The organism is Planotetraspora mira, from assembly GCF_016863275.1.
Lineage (GTDB): Bacteria > Actinomycetota > Actinomycetes > Streptosporangiales > Streptosporangiaceae > Planotetraspora > Planotetraspora mira.
Window position 1 is genome coordinate 101,044 of sequence record NZ_BOOO01000017.1, and the last position, 20,067, is coordinate 121,110.

A 20,067-nucleotide genomic window follows, 5' to 3' on the forward strand; every position below is an offset into this window, starting at 1 on the left:
ATGTGATCCGGCGCCGATGGCCTCCCGGTGAACGCCCCAGACAGGCGGACGAGGTTGCGGCCGGGCATACCCGCGCCTCCTTCGCCGAGCCTCGGGGCTTCACGGAGAAATCCGGTCACTCCATCTCGGGAGGCCCCCCAAGGGCGGGAACAGGTTCCCGCCGATCAATGGAGAAGGGCCATGACCACACCTCACCCCCTCGCGCCTTCGATCACGACCGCCAAGAAGGAACTGTTCCTCCTGGCCGCGCGTACCGTGGCCGACGACTCCGCACAGGACCCCGGCGATCGCTTCGCCACCCTGGTCGATCAGTTGGCGGTCACCGAGGCGCCATGGGTCCGCGGCCTCATCGACTGGACGGGCAGGCAGCCCGCGCTGCGGCGGTTCGGCATCGCGGTCGCGGTCGAGTTCATGCACGCACGGATGGTGGCCGGTCTGGGCGCTCCCGGAGAGAGGCGCGAACTGATCGACAACCTGCTGACCCGGGCCGACGAGCCGGGCGACCTGCTCGCGCACTGGGTCCGCCGCCATGGCAACTCGATCCCCAAATCAGTCAAGGCGGGCGTGGCCGACGCCGCCGCGCGACTGTACGACGAAGTCGCGCTCCTCACCTACGACACCGAGGACGCCGCCATGCGCTTCGCCGAGGTGATCGCCCTCACCCACCCCAAGCCGATCGGCAAGATCCAGAACGAGATCTTCCAGTACGCGGCGCTTCGCCGGCGCGGCTCTCACCCGGTTCCCGACTCGCTGACGACGCTGCGCGCACGGGCCCAGTTGGAGGCCGTGCCGGCCGACAGACGTCTTCGCACACTCGACCGGCCCGACGCCGGCGGCGTGTTCGTCAAGGCCGCGATGAACTGGCAGCAGGTACGCGACTGGCTGGGCGGGACGATGACCGACAAGGCGTGGGCCGTGGTCGTCCCGCCGATGAGCTACCGGGAGCGACTGGCGCACCTGCCCGACTTCGACCGGGCGGGCCTGGCCGACGAGGTCGCCGACTGGATATCGGCTGATCTGGCCGCGCAGAAGTCGGTGAAGCGCGGCCGGGCGCTGCCGGTGGAGATCCTCACCGCCCACCGCTCCGTCCCCTCGTCGCGCTGGACATGGGCGCTGGAGCAGGCCCTGGAGCACTCCCTGGATCAGGTGCCGGCCCTGCCCGGGCGCACGGTCATCCTCGTGGACCGCAGCGAGCCGATGTCCGCGCCGGTTTCCGCGACGTCGCCGCTGACGCGAGCGGACGCGTCGGCCGTCTTCGGCGCCGCCCTCGCGTTGCGGTCCTCCTCCGCCGACCTGGTGGAGTGCGGACGGGTCACCGGACCGGTCACGGCAGGCAGTGGCGACCGGCTGATCGACACCGTCGCCCGGTTCGCCGAACCGGGCGGTGGCCAGACGGTGGCCCAGGCTCTGCGCGAGCACGTGCGGGGGCATGACCGGGTCGTCGTCCTCACCCACCCCGGCGCCGCGGTCGAAGCCGCGGAGGCCGTGACCGTGCCCGGCCACGAGCACATCATCACCGACGTCAGCGACGCCTGGTTCGCCGCCATCCCGCACATCGAGATGGCGCGCACCGGCGCCTGGCCCTTCTAAGAGAGATCACCATGTCCAAGCGTGCCCGCAAGAAGCGCACCCGCAGGAACAAGAACGCCAACCACGGAATGAAACCCGGCCACGGCTGATCTCCCGAGGGCTCCGGCACGGCGACGTGCCGGAGCCCTCGTGGCCGAGAAAGTGATCATGATGCTTCCCGAGCTCTTCCTTCCGCGTCCGTCCCGCGGCTACCTGTCGCTGGCCGTGGTGACGGCCCTGCTCGGATTCGCGGCGGCGACCAACCTGACCGCCGGGACCTTCGCCGAGATCCTCTTCGGTCTCGGCCTCGCCCTCGTCGCGGCGTACCTGCTCGCCCTGGCACTGTGTTTTCCGCTGATGCGCTACGTCGTGTCGGAGACGACGCTGACCGCGAAGTACGGCCCGCTGCTCCGCTACCGCATCCGGCTGTCCGACATCACCTCCGTGACGTCCTCCCATCTCGCCCAGGACTCCGCGGCCGCGCTGGCCATGCCCGGCATCGCCCTGTACGGCATGCGCTGCGCGGGGCTCGGCCGCGTGCGCATGTGCGCGACCCGGCCGTCGAACAACGTGCTCGTGATCGGGACCAGGGACGGCACGCGCTACGGCGTCACCCCGGCCGACGAACGCGCGTTCCGGGACGCCCTGCGACGCCACGGCGTGCCGGTCGGGCCGTGAGCACCGACCGGGCCGCTCCCCGCGTCGCGGGACGGGCGAAGATGGGTCTTGTCAGCGATCAGTGCTGATGTTACGTTGCCGAAATCGAATCAGTTCGAAAGCAGGAGACGGCCTTGACGGTGACCATCGCCGACGTCGCGCGGCACGCGGGCGTGTCACGCAGCACGGTGTCGTACGTGCTGAGCGGCAAACGGTCGATCTCCGCCGAAACCATCAAACGGGTCGAGCGCAGCATCGAGGAACTGCAGTTCCGGCCGCACGCGGGCGCCCAGTCGATCCGGACCCGCCGCACCGGTGTCATCGCGATGGCGCTGCCCCTCGTCCACGGCCCGCACAACCAGGTGCAGATGCCGTACGTGTGGGCGGCCCTGGCGGCGGCGCGGGAGGCCGGCCTCAAGCTGCTGATGTTGCCCGACGACGACGGCGAGACCGCCATAAGGGACGCGGTCGGCACGGCGCTGGTCGACGGCGTCATGGTGATGGAGGTGCAGCAGCGCGACCAGCGGGCGAAACTGCTGCGCTCGCTGAAGTGCCCGGCGGTCCTGGTCGGCACCCCCGACAACCCGCAGGGCCTGCCGTACGTCGACTTCGACTTCGCCGCGTGCGGCCGGTTGTGCGCCGAGCACCTGCTGGAACTCGGGCACTCCCACATCGGCTTCCTCGGCCAGCCGCCCGAGACCTACCGGCGGGGCGTCGCCTACGCCGCCCACGCCCGCGACGGCGCCATGACCGCGCTGCGCGAGCAGGGCGCCCAGGCCACGTGGACCGCGTGCGACCCCTCCTCCGGCGGCGTGGTCGCCGCGCTGGAGGAACTGCTCGCGGAGGACCCCGAGATGAGCGGCCTGATCGTCTACAACGAGTGGGCGCTCCCGCTGGTGGTCGACCGTCTCGCCTCGCTCGGCCATCGGGTCCCCGGCGACATCTCGGTCATCGCGATCTGCCCCGACGACGCGGTCGAACGCCTGGCCCATCCGCTGACCACGGTCTCCCTGCCCGTGGAGGACCTGGCGCGGATCTCCGTACAGCGCCTGGCCGACCTGATCAACGGCGAGCGGCCGCCGTCGGTCACCATGCTGGCACCTGAGCTGAAGGTCAGGGAGAGCACCGGCCGGCGGCGCGACGCCGCCGCCGGCACCCACCGCCCCACGACGGATTAACCCCCCTCCGCTCCACAACAGGGCGAACGTTCAACCGCCGTTCGTCGAATCAGTTCGAAAGGCAGTCCACGATGACACGCATATCGGGTCCCTCCGTCCGGTTAGCGCGCCGCGCCGCGGCCGTCACCGTCGTCACCGTCACCGCGCTGTCCGCGACCGCGTGCGGCGACAGCGTCGGGGACACCTCCGGGACCGGCTCGGGCAGCGCCTCGACGCTGACCGAGATCGACTACTACGAGGCCGCGCCTCAGAACACCCAGCTGCCGAAGCTGCTGGACGAGTGCGGCGCCCAGGTGGGCGTCAAGATCGAGCATCAGCAGGTGCCGCGCGCCCAGTTCATGCCCAAGCTGCTGCAGCAGGCGTCGTCGCGCGCGATGCCCGACCTGGCGCTCATCGACAACCCGGACCTGCCCCAGCTGGCCGCGACGGGGGGCCTGCTGCCGCTGTCCGACGCGGGGCTGACCACGGAGGGGCTGTACCCCTCGATCGTCGAGGCGGGCCAGTTCCAGGACAAGACGTATGGGATCGCGCCCGGCGTCAACGGCCTGGCGCTCTACTACAACAAGGACGTCTTCACCGAAGCGGGCCTGACGCCGCCGAAGACCTGGGACGACCTGACGAAGGCCGCCCGCGCCCTGACCAAGGGCTCCCGGTACGGCATCGCGTTCTCCGCGGTGGGCACCGAGGAGGGCAGCTTCCAGTTCGAGCCGTTCTTCTGGACGGCCGGAGCCAGCCTCAAGCAGCTGGACTCGCCGCAGGCCGTCCAGGCGCTGACGTTGTGGAAGGACCTGGTGGACGGCAAGTCGGCGTCCAAGTCGGTGGTCACCTGGACCCAGGCCGACGTCAACGACCAGTTCATGGCGGGCAACGCCGCGATGATGGTCAACGGCCCGTGGCAGCTCCCCACGCTGAACGAGAACAAGGACCTGCACTTCGGCATCGTCCCGATCCCGATCCCGTCGCCGGAGGCCAAACCCGTCACGCCGCTCGGCGGCGAGGTGTGGACCGTGGGCCACAGCGACCCCGCCCGGGAGAAGAACGCGGTCGCGGTCCTGAAGTGCCTGCTCAGCCAGGACAAGAGCCTGGAGTGGTCGACCAACGCCGGATACATCCCGAGCAACCAGGCGGCGGCCGAGCAGATGGCCGCCTCCAACCCCCAGTTGGCCGCGTTCGTCGAGGAGGTGGCCACCGCCCGGGCACGCACCGCCGAGCTGGGAACCGCGTATCCGAAGGCCAGCGAGGCGCTGTTCAACGCGATCCAGGCGTCCCTGGCCGGCGGCACGCCGCCGCAGGAGGCGCTGAGCGCGGCGCAGGACGCCGCGGCCTGAGAGGACCCCTCTGATGATGGCCGACACCATCCACAGCCAGGCCGCGCCGGCCGGCGGCGTCCGCGTGCGCCCCATCGGAAAGCCGATGGGGCGGAGCGCGGGCGTTCGCGGAGGCCGGGGCGGCACCGGCTGGGCCGCCTTCGGTTTCATCGCGCCGGCCTGGCTGTACGTCGCCGCCTTCTACGTTTACCCGCTGGCGGGCAACGTGCGGATGAGCTTCCAGGACTACACGGTGACCTCGTTCTTCACCGGACGGGCGCCGTTCGTCGGCTGGCGGAACTACGAGGCGGTCTGGCGGGACCCCGCGTTCGCGAAGACCGTGGTGAACACGGTGGCGTTCACGGTGGGTTCGCTGCTCTTCCAGTTCGGCATCGGCCTGGCGCTGGCGGTGTTCTTCCAGCGCCGGTTCCCCCTCGGCGGCGTGCTGCGCTCACTGCTGCTGGTGCCGTGGCTGCTGCCGCTGGTCGTGTCCGGCACGGCCTGGCGGTGGATCATGGAGACCGACTCGGGCGTGCTCAACCAGGCGTTGATGCAGGCCCACCTCATCGACCAGCCGATCCCGTGGCTGGCCAGCACGAGCGTGAGCCTGCTGTCGGTGACGCTGGTCAACGTCTGGGTCGGCATTCCGTTCAACATGGTGATCCTCTACGGCGGCCTGCAGGGCATCCCCGCCCACCTCTACGAGGCCGCCGCGCTGGACGGGGCCGGCGCCTGGCAGCGGTTCCGGCACATCACCCTTCCGCTGCTGCGCCCGGTGACCGCCGTGGTGCTCACCCTCGGGCTCATCTACACCCTGAAGGTGTTCGACGTGATCATGGTGCTCACCCAGGGCGGGCCGGCGAACTCCTCGCAGACCCTGACGACCTTCGCCTACGACCTGTCGTTCCAGCGGCTGACGTTCGGTCACGGAGCCGTCGTGGGCAACCTGCTCATCGTCGTCGCCGTGGTCTTCGCCTTCGTCTATCTCCGCGCCACCCGCGACGGCGAAGGACGGGCAGCCGCATGACCGCCTTCCGCCGGTACGCCACGACGGCGGCGGGGGTGCTGATCCTGGCGGTCATGCTCTTCCCGCTGTACTGGATGGTGAACGCGTCCCTGCTGCCCTCCACCGAACTGGTCGGCAGTGAGCCCGCCTGGCTGCCGATCCACGCCACCTTCGACGGGTACCGCAACGCCCTGTCCAGTCAGGGCGGTCACCTGCTCACGAGCCTCTACGTGTCGCTGGGCACGGTGGCGGTGACGCTGCTGATCGCCGTCCCCGCGGCGTACGGGCTGGCCCAGCTTCGCGCGGCCGGTGGCAGGCTGCTGGTGTTCGCGCTGCTGATCGCGCAGATGATCCCGGGCATCGTGATGGCCAACGCCCTCTACGTCGCCGCGGACGCCCTGCACCTGATCAACTCGCCGCTCGCGCTCATCCTGGCCGACTCGACGCTGTCGGTGCCGTTCGCCGTCCTGATCCTGCACGCGTTCATGCGGACGGTGCCCACCGAGGTGCGCGAGGCCGCCGCGATCGACGGCGCGTCACGGCTGCGGACGCTTCTGTCGATCATCCTGCCGGTCAGCCGCAACGCCGTGATCACGGCCGGCCTGTTCTCGTTCCTGTTCGCCTGGGCCGACTTCCTGTTCGGCGTAACCCTCACCTCACGCGACGAGCGGGCACCGATCACGGTCGGCATCTACCGGTTCATCGGCGCGCACATGAGCGACTGGAACAGCGTGATGGCCACCGGGGTAATGGCGTCCGTGCCGGTCGCGGTGCTGCTGGTGGTGGCCCAGCGCTACGTCGCCGCCGGCATCACCGCCGGCAGCGTGAAGGACTGACCGCCGTGGACCGCCCCCCGCCCCGCACCATTGACCGTCGTGGACCGCCCCCACGCTTCCACTCCCACGAATCCTCTGATCTTCCGTGACAGGAGAACCCTTGCCTCGTCCGTTCACCGAGTCCGCGCACCAGCTCATCTGGCGGCGCGGACACGAGGTGCTCGCCATCCAGCCGTGGGGCCGCGACAGCGTGCGGGTGCGCGCCGGCGTCCACCACATCCTCGACGGCCTGCCCGGCGCGCTCGACGCGGAACCCCCCGCGCCGGACGGCGCACGCGTCGAGATCGGCGCGGATCAGGCCACGCTGACCTGCGGCATGCTGACGGTCACCGTGACCGCCGAGGGGCTGCTGACCGCCACCCGGTCCGACACCGGCGCCGAGTTGCTGCGCGAGGAGCCGGCCCACTTCTGGTGGCCGGGGTCGCGCCACTTCGAGGCGGCCGGCGGCGGTCACCACCGCATCGAGCAGCGGTTCGCCGCCTACGACGGCGAGAGGATCTACGGGCTCGGGCAGCACGGGCACGGCCGGTTCGACCAGAAGGGCATGGTGCTGGAGCTGCGGCAGCGCAACGGCGAGGTGACGATCCCGTTCGCCGTGTCCAGCCGGGGCTACGGCCTGCTGTGGAACAGCCCGGCCGTCGGCCGGGTGGAGTTCGCCGCCAACGGCACCCGCTGGGTGGCCGACCAGGCCCGGCAGCTCGACTACTGGCTCACCACGGGCGCGACGCCCGCCGAGATCCTGTCCCATTACGCCGACGCCACCGGGCACGCCCCCCGGCTGCCGTCGTGGGCGTCGGGGTTCTGGCAGAGCAAGCTGCGCTACGAGAGCCAGGAGGAACTGCTGGGCGTCGCCCGCGAGTACGCCCGCCGCGACCTGCCCCTGTCCGTCATCGTCGTCGACTACCTGCACTGGCGGCACATCGGCGACTGGGACTTCGACCACGACGCCTGGCCCGATCCCCACGCGATGGTGGACGAGTTGCGGCGCCTCGGGGTGGAGCCGGCCGTCTCCGTGTGGCCCTCGGTGAGCCCGCTGTCGGCCAACTACGGCCCGATGCGCGAGGCCGGACTGCTGATCGCCACCGAGAGCGGCGCGGCCGTCCACGCCGAGTGGCCCGACGGCGAGTCGGACTCCGACATCGGCGTGGCGTTCTACGACGCGACCGACGAGCGGGCCAGGGACTGGCTGTGGGACCAGTTGTACGAGCACTACTACAAGGCCGGGGTCCGCATCTGGTGGCTCGACGCCTGCGAGCCGGAGACGCGGCCGGGGCACGCGCACAACCTCAGCTTCGCCGCCGGCCCGGGGAGCGAGGTGGCCAACCTCTACCCGCGGGAGCACGCGCGCGGCGTCTATGAGCACATGCAGGCGCTGGGCGAGACCGAGGTGCTCTCGCTGTCCCGCTCGGCCTGGGCGGGCTCGCAGCGCTACGGCGTGGCCCTGTGGTCAGGCGACATCCCGGCCACGTTCGACGCCCTCGCGTCCTCCGTACGGGCCGGGCTGAACGTCGCGATGAGCGGGATGCCGTGGTGGACGACCGACATCGGCGGCTTCCACGGCGGCGATCCCGACGATCCGGCGTACCGCGAGCTGATCGTCCGGTGGTTCCAGTTCGGCGCGTTCTGCCCGCTGTTCCGTCTGCACGGCCACCGCGATCCGCGGGTCAACCGCAGCTTCGTCGGCGTGTCCGGTGGCCCGAACGAGGTCTGGTCCTTCGGCGACGAGGCGCTTCAGGCGATCACGGACATGATGGGCCTGCGCGAGCGGCTGCGGCCGTACCTGCACGACCAGTTGCGCGACGGCGAGCGCACCGGGCTGCCCCTGATGCGCCCGCTGCTGCTGGAGTTCCCCGGCGACGCCGCCGCCTGGGCCGTCGACGACCAGTTCATGTTCGGCCGCGACCTGCTGGTGGCCCCGGTCACCGCACCCGGCGCCCGCAGCCGCGAGGTGTACCTGCCCGCCGGAGCCTCCTGGACGCACACCGACACCGGCGTGGTCCATCTCGGGGGCACCCGGGTCACGGTCGACGCCCCTCTCAACCGGATCCCCCTGTTCGCCCGGGACGACGCCCGGCTTCCCATCCATCCCTGACCCACCCGGCGCGTCCCCGGTCCGTCCGCCTCTACCCACCCCCCAGGAGGAGTGATGACCCCCCACGCCCGCCTCCACGCCCGTATCCGCCTCACCCGTCTCATCCGCCGATGGCTCGCGCCGGTGCTCGCCGTCGCCGCCGTGGTGGCGATGACCCCGCTGCTCGCGGCGCCCGCCGGCGCCGCGGACGGCACGGTCACCGTCAACCTGGCCCAGCGCGGCAAGGTTCCGACCCGCGCCGGCGCGGGATTCCTCTACGGACTCGACCAGAACGGGTCCGCACCGGCCGACGACCTCCTGCAGCCGCTGCGGCCGACCCTCTTCCGGGGCGGCGGCGCCCGCATCGCCGGCCACGGCTGGATCGGCGACGGCTACGCCGCCGGACCTGGCTACCAGGTGCGCCTCACCTCGGCGCTCGACCAGGCCCGGCGGGTGACGGCCGCCCCGTACGGCGCGGCCTACCACCTGCTCGTCTCCGACGTCTGGGGCGCGGACACCGAACAGCCCGCCGGCACCGTGTACCCCTGCGACAACGGCGACTGCGCCAACTGGCGGACGTTCGTCGGCAGGCTGGTCGCCGACGTGCGCGCCTCGGGTGTCCCGGTGCGGTACGACATCTGGAACGAGCCCGAGGGCACGAGTTTCTGGCCGCGCGGCGTCAACAGCGCCCAGTACTTCCAGATGTGGGACACGGCGGTGAACGAGATCCGGCGGCTCGACCCCTCGGCCGTCGTCGTCGGCCCGTCCTTCGGCGGCTACAACCGCACCTGGATCAACGACTTCCTGGCCCGCACCAAGGCCGACGGGACGCTCCCCAACGTGCTGAACTGGCACTTCAGCAGTGATCCCGTGGCCGACGCGACCGACGCCAAGGGCGTGCTGGCCGCGAACGGCATCCCGGCGATGCCGCTGACCATGGACGAGTACCTGTTCTCCCAGCAGCAGAACTCCGGCTACCTGGCCTGGTATCTGGACCGGCTGGCGCTGTCGGACATCTCGGCCGCCGCCCACGCCATCTGGTCGGACTGCTGCGTCGCCGGGACCCTCGACTCCGTCCTGACATCCGGCCGGCAGCCCACCGGGCAGTGGTGGGTCTACCGGGCGTACGCCCAGATGACCGGCAACCTGGTCGCGACCACGAACGCGAACGGCGTCGCCGTCGCCGCCGCTCTCGACCAGGGGCAGGGACGTGCCGTCGCGCTGCTCGGCAACCAGTCCGGGCAGACCGGCACCACGACCGTCGCCGTCAACGGCCTGTCCGCCGCGCCGTGGCTGGTCGTCAACGGCACCGTGCGGGTGAAGGTGGAGCGGATCCCGAATCAGAGCCCGCTGTCGGCGCCCTTGACCGTGTCCGAGGGGAACGTCGCCGTCACCGGCGGCGCGATCAGCGTCCCGGTCACCCATGCCTCCGGCACCGACGCCTACACCATCACCCTGACCCCCGGCGGCGGCGCACCGGGCACCGGCACCGTTACCGTCGACGGCGACACCACCGGCACCGGCGACCTGCAGTTCCAGTACGGCCCGAACTGGGGCCTGACCACCGGCGTGCCCGACATGTACGCCGGAACGGCCAACTGGAGCCACACCGCCGGAGCAACCGCCACGTTCCGCTTCACCGGCACCCAGGTGGCTCTGCGTGCCGTACGCGACGTCGACCAGGGCAGGATGACCGTGTCGGTCGACGGAGGGGCCGCGCAGACGGTCGACGACTACAGCGCGTCCCGCGACGCCTCCGCCGTCGTATGGACCAGCCCTGTCATGTCCTCCGGCGCGCACACGCTCACGATCGTCAACACCGGCCAGCGCAACCCCCAGAGCGGCGGCGTCAACATCGCCCTCGACCGCGCCGACGTCTCCCAGCAGGCCGCCCCGCCGCCGACGACGGTCACCGTGGACGGCGACACCACCGGCACCGGCGACCTGCAGTTCCAGTACGGCCCGAACTGGGGCCTGACCACCGGCGTGCCCGACATGTACGCCGGAACGGCCAACTGGAGCTACACCGCCGGAGCGACGGCGACGTTCCGTTTCACCGGCACCCGGGTGGCCCTGCACGCAGTGCGGGACGTCGACCAGCAGATCATCGCCGTCTCGATGGACGGCGGCCAGGAGACCACCGTCGACGGCTACAGCCCGTCCCGCAACGCCTCCGGCGTCGTATGGACGAGTCCGGTCCTGCCCACGGGCGCCCACACCCTGCGAGTGCGGCTGACCGGCAACCGCAACGCCGCCAGTTCCGGGTACAACGCGGCGCTCGACAGCGCCGACGTCACCCGATGACCCGTCTTCCCCGGTGCGCCGGCCGTACGGCGCACCGGGGAAGGCTCGGACGCGGCCACGAGCGCGACGTCGATGTGGTGGATCCTCCTGGACGGCGAATCCCGGAGAGATCGTCCGGGCGGTGGCTCCCGCTGAGATCGGTCGCCTAACCTCGTGTCGTGACCGTCCACGAGCTTTCTCGTACTGACGCGCGCCGCATCGCCGTGCAGGCGCAGCTCCTGGACAGCTCGCGGCCTGCCGAGCTGCTCGATGTGGTGCGTCATCTGACCCTGCTGCAGATCGACCCGACCGCCGCCATCGCGCCGAACGCCGACCTCGTCGCGTGGAGTCGCCTCGGGTCGTCGTACGCACCGGCGGGCTTGACCACGGCGCTTGAGAACCACACGCTGCTCGAGCTCCGGGCGATGATCCGGCCCAGCGAAGATCTCGCGCTGTACCGCGCCGAGATGGCCGAGTGGCCGGGGAGCGGGAAACCGACCGCATGGCGGGAGTACAACCGCGACTGGGTGCGCGCCAACGACGCGTGCCGTCTCGACATCCTCGATCGGCTTCGTTCCTCGGGGCCGCTGCCGTCACGCGATCTGCCGGACACCTGCAAGGTGCCGTGGAAGTCGACCGGGTGGACCGACAACCGCAACGTCACGCAACTGCTCGAGTTCATGGTGTCGCGAGGCGAGGTCGCCATCGCCGGGCGCGGCGGTCGCGAGCGGCTCTGGGATCTGGCGACGCGGGTCTACCCCGATGACCCGGTGGTCCCCGTCGACGAGGCGTCGCGCATCCGCGACGAGCGGCGGATGCGTGCTCTGGGCATCGCCCGCGCCCGAGGGCCGGTGTATCCCGGTGAGCCCGCGGACGTGGGCGAGGCGGGTGAGCCGGCCATCGTCGAGGGGGTCAAGGGCAGGTGGCGAGTCGATCCGGCCCTGCTGGGCCGGCCGTTCTCGGGACGTGCGGCGTTGCTGTCCCCCTTCGACCGGCTGTTGCACGACCGCAAGCGCGCCGTCGAGCTCTTCGAGTTCGACTACCAGCTGGAGATGTACAAGCCCGCCGCCAAGCGCCGGTGGGGATACTTCGCGTTGCCGATCCTCTATGGCGACCGGCTGGTGGGCAAGCTCGACGCCACCGCCGACCGCGCGGCCGGGGTGCTGCGGGTCGACGCGATCCACCGGGACGCCGCCTTCACCGAGACCATGACCGACGAGATCGGTCACGAGATCGAGGACCTGGCTCGCTGGCTCGGCCTGGACCTCACCTTGCCTCGTTGAGCGCTTCATGACCACTGTGGCCTGAATCACATCCGACGTCTGTCACACGAGAGCCCGCCCGCCCGTCCTGTCGCCGCAATCGAACTTTCCCCGGCCGGCGGCCGGGGCGGAGACATGGAGTGATCATGCGAGTTCTCGTCGCTGGAGCCACCGGAGTGATCGGTCACAGGATGGTGCCGCTGCTGACCGCGGTCGGGCACGACGTGGTGGGCCTGGTCCGGCCGGGAGGTGACGCCCGGGCGCTGATGGAGGCGGGCGCCGGGGTCGTGACCGGGGACGCCCTGGACCGGGAGAGCCTGCACCGGGCGGTCCGCGAGGCGGCGCCCGACGCGGTGGTGAACATGCTCACCGCGATTCCCGCCACGATCGATCCGAAGAGACTGTCACGGGATTTCGCGCTGACCAACCGGCTGCGCACCGAGGGCACCGGCAACCTGATCGACGCCGCGAGCGGGGCCCGGATCATCAGCCAGGGGCTGGCCTACGGCTACCAGCCGGGCGAGGGCCCGGCCGACGAGGACGCCCCGCTGTGGCGGACGGGCACGCCCAAGGAGTTCGTCCCCGTGCTGGACGCCCTGGTCGAGCTGGAGAGGCTGACCACGCGGGCCGGCGGGCTGGTGCTGCGCCTGGGGCATCTGTACGGACCCGACTCGATCTACGCCGCGGACGGCTCGTTCACCCGGCAGGTGCGGGCCGGGAAGGTGCCGCTGGTGGGCGGCGGGAACGCGGTCTTCTCCTTCACCCACGCCGACGACGTGGCGGCCGCCGTCGCCGCCGCCCTCGACAAGCAGGACGTCACTGGGGTGCTGAACCTGGTGGACGACGAACCCGCGGCCCTCCATGAGTGGCTGCCCCGGCTCGCCGAGATCCTCGGCGCCCCGGCCCCCAGGAAGGCGCCCGCCGCGCTCGCGCGGCTGGCCGTCGGAGGCTGGGGGGTGGCCTTCATGAACTGGCTGCGCGGCGCCGACAACGCCCGCGCCCGCCTGCGCCTGGACTGGCGGCCGCGGTACGCCTCGGTGCTCCAGGGGTTCGCCGCCGAACTCGGCGGTGAACTCGGCGGTGAAATGGCCGCGTCCGCATGAGCGTTGACGCCGGCGGGCCCGGCGGGCCCGGCGGGCCCGGCGGGAACAGGAACACACAGGCCGAGGAAGAGGGGCAGGGCATGCGGACGTCCGCGGAGGTGTTCGAGGAGCACAGGCAGTTGCTCCTCGGCCTCGGATACCGGCTGCTGGGGAGCATGTGGGACGCCGAGGACGTGGTCCAGGACGCGTATCTGCGCTGGACGCAGACGGACAGGTCCGAGGTGCGCGAGCCGCGGTCCTTCCTCGTGACGATCGTGTCGAGGCTCGCTCTGGACCAGCTGCGGTCGGCGCGGGTGACCCGTGAGGCCTACACCGGTCCCTGGCTGCCCGAGCCGGTGGACGGCCAGGCGTTCGGCCCGCTCGACACGGCGGAACTCCGCGACACCCTCTCCTACGCGACCCTGCATCTGATGGAGCGGCTGTCCCCGCCCGAGCGCGCGGTGTTCGTGCTCCGGGAGGCGTTCGACCTGCCGTACGACGACATCGCCGAGATCGTCGGCAGCTCGGCCGCGACGTGCAGGCAGTGGCACCACCGTGCGGCCGAGCGGCTGGCGGACGGCCGGGACAGATTCCACCCGTCGGCCTCGGACCACGACGAGTTGCTCGGCCGGTTCCTGGCCGCCGCGCGGAGCGGCGACCTGGCCACGCTGACCGAGGTGCTGGCCAAGGACGTCGTCGCCTACAACGACGGCGGCGGCAAGGTACGCGCCGCGCTGCGCCCGGTCGTCGGCCGCGCCAAGGTGCTGGCGTTCGTGGCCGGGCTGATGTCGCGCTATCCGATCGAGGAGGTCCGCGCGGTCGAGGCCAACGGCGAGCCTGCGATCTGGACGGTGATCGACGGTCAGCGGCAGCTCGTCACGTTCGACATCCGGGCCGGCCGCATCCACGCCATTTACGCCGTCCTCAACCCCGACAAGCTCTCCCACATTAATCAGGACATCAGCTGATTTATCCATATATCGGCCGAATGTAGTAATACGACCTATTTCTCGTCATCCCTGGAATCGATTCACCCAACGGGCAATCTCAATTCATCTGAAATTCAGATGGCGCGTCTTACGGTAAGGGCAATCGTCTCCGATCTTGGAGGGCCCTGTGGCGAACCCTTCTCCCCGAAGGATGCTCCCGCTGTTATCCGCTCCACGCGCGGGCGGGCGCGATGCGATGACATGCCGGTTCCGCTGTGGCGATGCATGCGCACATGAAGTCCCCAATACCAGCGACAATCCCTATTTCGGCGACATCCTCTCCGGCACGTTCTCCCGCCGCGGCGCGCTCCGGGCCGGTGCCCTCGGCACGCTGGTCGCGACCGTCGGCGTCGCCGGTGCTGCCGTGCCCGCCGCGGCCGACAGCGGTCACGGATCGGCCTCCGGGCACGGGTACCGGGACGGCCTCGGGTTCACTCCCGTGGCGCCGAACTCCGCGGACGCGCTGACCGTGGCCGCCGGCTACGTGTCGTCGGTCGTGGTCCGCTGGGGTGACCCGGTCCTCCCCGACGCGCCCAAGTTCGACTTCGACAGGCAGACGGCCGCGGCGCAGGCGAAGCAGTTCGGCTACAACTGCGACTTCGTGACCTTCTTCCCGCTGGGACGCGATCGCGGCCTGCTGTGGGTCAACCACGAGTACACCGACGAGAACCTCATGTTCCGCGGGTGGACCAGCGGCGACACCGTGCCGCTGGAGCAGATCAGGATCGGGCTGGCCGCGCACGGCGGCTCGATCGTGGAGGTCGAACGGGTCGGGCGCACCGGGCAGTGGAAGCTCGTGACCCATGGCCGCCGCCGGTACAACCGCCGCATCACCGCGCAGACCCGGATGGCCTTCTCGGGTCCCGCGGCCGGCTCGGCGCTGCTGAAGACCGCGGCGGACAAGCGCGGAACCACGGTGTACGGCACGCTCAACAACTGCGCGGGAGGCACGACGCCGTGGCAGACGGTCCTCACCGGTGAGGAGAACTGGAACCAGTATTTCGTCGGCGGCAACGGAGTCCCCGAGGCGCAGAAGACCTACCTGACCCGGTACGGCATCAGCACCACCACCGCGATCCCCAGCGGCAACCGCCGCTTCGACCGGGTGGAAGAGCGGTTCGACCTCGCCAGGCACCCGCAGGAGATCAACCGGTTCGGCTGGATCGTGGAGGTCGACCCGTTCGACCCCGACTCCACCCCGGTCAAGCGCACCGCCCTGGGCAGGTTCGCGCACGAGGCCGCCACCACCACGCTCACCCGGGACGGCCGCGTGGCCGTCTACATGGGCGACGACGGCCGGTTCGAGTACATCTACAAGTTCGTCTCCAAGGACCGCTACATCCCGGGCTTCGACCGGCACAACCGGGATCTGCTGGACGAGGGCACGCTGTACGTGGCTACGTTCACCGGCGACAGCCCCGCGGCCGAGATCGACGGCTCGGGCACGCTGCCGAAGGACGGCGCGTTCGACGGGGCGGGCACCTGGATCCCGCTGGTCAGCGGTGACAAGTCCTTCGTCCAGGGCATGACGGCCCAGGAGGTCCTCGTCTACACCCGCGTGGCCGCGGACAAGGTCGGCGCGACCAAGATGGACCGCCCCGAGGACATCGAGCGCAACCCCGTCAACGGCGCCGTCTACGTCGCGCTGACCAACAACACCAACCGGACCGCGGCCCAGGTCGACGAGGTCAACCCGCGGACGGCGAACAGGCACGGACACATCCTGGAGATCGTTGAGAGGAAGAACGACGCGGGCGCGACGTCGTTCGGCTGGTCACTCCCCCTCGTCTGCGGCGACCCCGCGGATCCCTCGACCTACTTCGGCGGATACGACAAGACGAAGGTCTCGCCGATCTCCTGCCCGGACAACGTCACCTTCGACGCACAGGGAAACCTGTGGATCTCCACCGACGGCAACGCGCTGGGCAAGAACGACGGCCTGTTCGCGATGCCGCTCGCCGGTTCCGAGCGCGGCCACGTGCGGCAGTTCCTGACGGTTCCCTTCGGCGCCGAGACCTGCGGCCCGCTCATCACCGGAGACCAGCTCAGCGTGTTCGTCGCCGTACAGCACCCGGGTGAGATCACCGGCGCGACCCCCGACAACCCGTCCAGCCACTGGCCCGACGGCGGGGCCGCCCAGCCCCGGCCGTCCGTCGCGGTGGCCTGGCACAAGCAGGGCAAGAAGATCGGCTCCTGAATCCGGCCGCTCGCGATGAGGACCACGGCCCGCCCGGGCCACGGTCCTCATCCGGGCGGACCCGGTCAGCCTGCGGTCGGTTCGGTCAGGTTGGCGACCAGGCGCGAGACGAGCACACGTGTTCTCCCCCATAGGTTCGACCTGCCGACGCGCAATCGAATCGTTCGCCACTACACCGACGAACGCGCAGGCGGCCGATACGCCTTCTCCCCCTGATCACGTCTTTGACGTGACCTGCGCGGCAAACCAGTCGAGTAGGGCGACAACAACGTCGAAGACCGCGATGTTGGCCAGCTGGGTTATCTTGACTGAGGGATATAGCTCCAGCTTTCCCACCGGGATGTCGACGCCGGGCGCGTCGTTGAGCCGTTGCCTCAGGTCTTCGCGCAGAGCCGGGTCGTCGAACGGGGGCCGCCTCTTGAGCGTGCCGAAGGGAATCGCGAACGTGTCGGCGTAGAAGCGGATTACGTGAATCTGCTTCCCATCAATTCTGATGATAGGTGCGCATGAAGCACCAGCCGAGGTGCCATGCTGCACCTCTCCTCCGCGCGCTCGCCAATGCTCCAGCACTCGCTGTACCGCGCCCGCCGCCTGAGGTCCGCTCGTCTCATTGAGCTGCTGAAAGAAACGCTTCTCGCGCTCCTCAACGACCTCGGTATCCAATTCGTCCTCACCGGCCAGCTCGGTCTCCGCAAGGTCCGCTGCCCCGGGAAGTCCCAGCAGCTCAGCGAGCTCGCGAGCGCTGATGTGCTGTCCAGGATCAGCCTGACCGTTCTCGTTCAGCTCGATTCCCTCAGCCTGCAGGACATCACGAACATCCCTATCGTCGTCTGGGTCCGTCCAGCGGAAACTTCCCGAAATCTGACCAGACTTGGTGAGCACCCGGTGGGCGTTGAATACCGGAACAGTGGCCAGATGCACACCCACGGGAACGGCGTGCGAGCCGATCAGCTCCGCGAGATCGGAATAGGAGGTCCAGGTAGCGGGTGACAGTGCAGCCAGCGCATTGTGCAACAGGGTCCAGTCGCGTGAAGCTGCGGTGCCCCGGTCGGTCTCCTCGGGACCGGGCCAGATAGAGGTCGCCAGGTCAGCGAGCCGACCGGCTCGAGTGAGGATCTCGGCCTTGCCCCAATGCTCGGCAGCTGCGATCTCCTGGTTCATCACAAGGCCACTCTGTGCGAGTTGCTTGCGCTTGCGGGCGAAGGGCGTGTTCCCCAGTTCGGAGTTGTAACCACTGAGTGTGAGATTGCCCAGGGTGTGCACAAGCTGCCGGTGCACCAGGTCAGGGTCGTCACTGCCCCTGGACAGCTCGCTCACCCAATCCGCGGTTGGGGTCTGTGGCAGGACATGCTCGATGGTGATCTGCTTTTCAGACAGATCCACCCGTTCCTTACTTCCCAGCGCTTCCTCGAGACGGCGTAGAACCAGCTTCTGCTGTGCCGGACGGCCCTGCCAGTAAAACGCCCGGTTACGGATCTCCTCACGCAGCTGATCGTCTGATGGCCAGTACAGCCGGGCCGGCGACAGCGCCGTGCGCACAGTCTGCGGTATCGACGGCTCGTCCGGGGACAGCTGCACGGCGAGCCGCTGGAAGATCCTGTTCAAGTTGTTAGTGGTCACCCCGGCGATCAGCCGACGTACCAGAAAACTCTCGACGTAGAGAAGCGTCTCGGCGACCTCGTCATCATCGATGACATCGTCCTCGCGGAACTCCAGCAGCCGCATCACCAGCGGGTACGCGGTAGTGGCCTGCCAGGCGTCGAGGAACCTCATCCTCTGCGCCGTCGGGGAGTCGCCGACCGGGTCGAGGATCTGTTCCAGATGCCGGGCACGGCGGTGCAACTCCTTGACGTACTCCTCGACCTTCGCCTCGTCTCCGGCTATCTCGAGCAGGATCCGCTGATGCCCGCGGTAAACGGCGTTGTATTGCGCCTCGTCCCCTTCCCTGAGCACCAGCACCAGATACATCAGCTGTTCCATGGCCTTAGGCTTCAGCCGCTTCTGGATCGGGCGCCAGAAATCGTCGTAGACATGCTGACCCCGCGTGGGCAGGCACATGAACACGTAGTTTCGGATCAGGTCTACCTGGCTCAGCCGCATGCCGGTGTTGTTGATCGACTCGAAGATCCGAAACGCGTTGTCGTCCTTCTCCACCAGGATCTGCACCAGGTTGAGCCGATCCAACAGCACCGACTCCACCCGCTCGATGTCATGCGGATCAGCCGGGTCGTCGAACTCCACCAGCATGCTCTTGAAGAACTGGTAGGCGTTGCCGACCAGGCTGCCGGTCCCTTGCTCTTGCACCTGGTCCACGCACGCCTTGAACGCCGCCCGGTCCCCCTGGGTGGGCAGCAAGCGGTAGCGCATCTCCCCGTGCTGGAACTTGTTGATCAGATGAAGCTCATCGATCCGCTCGCGATGCTCTGGGTCTTCCGCCGTCAAGTGATCCCTGATCGCGCACAGTGCAAGCATCAGCGTGGTCAGCCGCTGCTGACCGTCCACCACGATCCACTGTGAACGACTCGGTGCCAGATCCGGTCCCGGCGCCAGCACGACCGAACCGAGAAAATGACTCGGGGCGTCTTGTCGGCCATCAGCCAGTATGTCGACCTGAGCTTTGATGTCCGCCCACAGTTGGGCAAGCTGATCGCGTTCCCAGGTGTACTGGCGCTGGTACAACGGGACCAGCAGTTGCTGGTCGCCCTGAATGAGCCGACGCAGGGTGGTCTCGTTCGCCTTCACGCCATCTCCCTCGCCGACCGTTTAGTGGTTCAAGCTCCTGCGCAATTCGCAAATCACGCGGAAGCGTAAGCCGCTCCACCGTCGTCGGTCAGCCAAACGCACCAGTCCGTCCGGCCGAATCGTCCGTGTCAGCGGGTGTCCCAATGTCACGACAACCCAGGCGAACGGCCATCGGCCGCCGACCTGATGCCCGTTGTCTCTCTGATCGCCATCACTGCCGAGCAGTTGTCCGGATCGTTCCGCATCGAGCCTCGATGGTGTCTTACGACGGCCCCCTGTCCGGCGACAGGCTTGGCGACATGAAACGTGCACTCGTCGTCGTCGACGTCCAGGAATCCTTCCGGCAGCGCCCCAACTGGCGGGCCGTGTCCAACCCCGGCATCGTGGACCAGGTGAACCGCCTGGTGACCTGGGCCAGAGAGCGCGACGACCTCGTGGTGTGGGTCCTGCACTCCGAGCCGGGCACCGGCACGCCGTTCGACCCCCGCTCGGGTCACGTCCGGTTGATGGACGGGCTGAAGCCGGAGGAGGACGAGCCGGTGCTCACCAAGACCTCGCACAACGCGTTCACCACCACCAACCTTCAGCAGATCCTCACGACGGAGGGCATCCGCGACCTGGTCGTGTGCGGCATCCGGACCGAGCAGTGCTGCGAGACCACCACCCGCCTGGCCTCCGACCTCGGCTTCGACGTCACCTTCGTCACCGACGCGACCGCGACCTTCCCGATACCGCACCGCGACGCGCCGGAGGACCGGGAACTCGAGGAGATCCTCGCCGACCCCCGCACCCTGCAGGTGGCCGAGATCATCGCCAGGACGGAGTACGCCCTGGCCGGCCGCTTCGCCGCCATCACGAGCACGACGGCATTGGTAGGCTGACCAGATC

The 20,067-nt window shown here is 69.5% G+C and carries 15 protein-coding genes; 14 read left to right on the forward strand and 1 reads right to left on the reverse strand.

Annotation, left to right across the window (positions count from 1 at the left end; all coding sequences use genetic code 11):
* Positions 1–180 precede the first annotated feature (180 nt).
* The 13 genes from Pmi06nite_RS17105 (at position 181) to Pmi06nite_RS17160 (ending at position 16,437) form a co-directional block, all read left to right on the forward strand.
* Positions 181–1,590, forward strand: coding sequence for a TROVE domain-containing protein (locus Pmi06nite_RS17105; protein WP_203954007.1), 1,410 nt, complete (start codon positions 181–183; stop codon positions 1,588–1,590).
* Positions 1,591–1,601: 11 nt separating this feature from the next.
* On the forward strand, positions 1,602–1,679 hold the full coding sequence (locus Pmi06nite_RS43220; RefSeq protein WP_505881654.1) for a 50S ribosomal protein bL37: 78 nt from the start codon (positions 1,602–1,604) through the stop codon (positions 1,677–1,679).
* Positions 1,680–1,719: 40 nt separating this feature from the next.
* Positions 1,720–2,247: a PH domain-containing protein gene (locus Pmi06nite_RS17110; protein WP_203954008.1), complete on the forward strand. Its 528-nt coding sequence runs from the start codon at positions 1,720–1,722 to the stop codon at positions 2,245–2,247.
* Between the two features lie 119 nt (positions 2,248–2,366).
* A complete protein-coding gene (locus tag Pmi06nite_RS17115) occupies positions 2,367–3,404 on the forward strand; it encodes a LacI family DNA-binding transcriptional regulator (RefSeq protein ID WP_239113987.1) in 1,038 nt (345 codons plus the stop codon).
* A 71-nt stretch (positions 3,405–3,475) separates the two neighbouring features.
* Positions 3,476–4,732, forward strand: coding sequence for a sugar ABC transporter substrate-binding protein (locus Pmi06nite_RS17120; RefSeq protein ID WP_203954010.1), 1,257 nt, complete (start codon positions 3,476–3,478; stop codon positions 4,730–4,732).
* A gap of 13 nt (positions 4,733–4,745) precedes the next feature.
* The gene (locus Pmi06nite_RS17125) at positions 4,746–5,738 is read left to right on the forward strand and encodes a carbohydrate ABC transporter permease (protein ID WP_239113972.1); all 993 of its coding nucleotides are present in this window, start codon (positions 4,746–4,748) and stop codon (positions 5,736–5,738) included.
* Positions 5,735–6,553 carry a carbohydrate ABC transporter permease gene (locus Pmi06nite_RS17130; RefSeq protein ID WP_203954011.1) on the forward strand — a complete coding sequence of 273 codons (819 nt, stop codon included), beginning with the start codon at positions 5,735–5,737 and terminating at the stop codon, positions 6,551–6,553. Before Pmi06nite_RS17125 ends, Pmi06nite_RS17130 begins: the two co-directional genes overlap by 4 nt.
* A gap of 100 nt (positions 6,554–6,653) precedes the next feature.
* On the forward strand, positions 6,654–8,645 hold the full coding sequence (locus Pmi06nite_RS17135) for a glycoside hydrolase family 31 protein (protein WP_203954012.1): 1,992 nt from the start codon (positions 6,654–6,656) through the stop codon (positions 8,643–8,645).
* Between the two features lie 54 nt (positions 8,646–8,699).
* A complete protein-coding gene (locus Pmi06nite_RS17140) occupies positions 8,700–10,928 on the forward strand; it encodes a hypothetical protein (protein ID WP_203954013.1) in 2,229 nt (742 codons plus the stop codon).
* A 158-nt stretch (positions 10,929–11,086) separates the two neighbouring features.
* A complete protein-coding gene (locus Pmi06nite_RS17145; RefSeq protein ID WP_203954014.1) occupies positions 11,087–12,190 on the forward strand; it encodes a DNA glycosylase AlkZ-like family protein in 1,104 nt (367 codons plus the stop codon).
* A gap of 125 nt (positions 12,191–12,315) precedes the next feature.
* Positions 12,316–13,272 (forward strand): NAD-dependent epimerase/dehydratase family protein, encoded by a 957-nt coding sequence (locus Pmi06nite_RS17150; RefSeq protein ID WP_203954015.1) that lies wholly within the window; start codon positions 12,316–12,318, stop codon positions 13,270–13,272.
* Positions 13,269–14,219: an RNA polymerase sigma-70 factor gene (locus tag Pmi06nite_RS17155; RefSeq protein ID WP_239113973.1), complete on the forward strand. Its 951-nt coding sequence runs from the start codon at positions 13,269–13,271 to the stop codon at positions 14,217–14,219. The genes Pmi06nite_RS17150 and Pmi06nite_RS17155 overlap by 4 nt, the downstream gene beginning before the upstream one ends.
* Before the next feature lie 148 nt (positions 14,220–14,367).
* Complete coding sequence (locus tag Pmi06nite_RS17160) at positions 14,368–16,437, forward strand: PhoX family protein (RefSeq protein WP_373317307.1); 2,070 nt, start codon at positions 14,368–14,370, stop codon at positions 16,435–16,437.
* 216 nt (positions 16,438–16,653) lie between these two features.
* Here Pmi06nite_RS17160 and Pmi06nite_RS17165 read toward each other — a convergent pair whose 3' ends face one another.
* A complete protein-coding gene (locus Pmi06nite_RS17165; RefSeq protein WP_203954017.1) occupies positions 16,654–19,179 on the reverse strand; it encodes a DUF262 domain-containing protein in 2,526 nt (841 codons plus the stop codon).
* Positions 19,180–19,478: 299 nt separating this feature from the next.
* On the opposite strand from Pmi06nite_RS17165, the gene Pmi06nite_RS17170 reads away from it, so the two are divergent.
* Positions 19,479–20,060 carry a cysteine hydrolase family protein gene (locus Pmi06nite_RS17170; protein ID WP_203954018.1) on the forward strand — a complete coding sequence of 194 codons (582 nt, stop codon included), beginning with the start codon at positions 19,479–19,481 and terminating at the stop codon, positions 20,058–20,060.
* Positions 20,061–20,067: the final 7 nt, after the last annotated feature.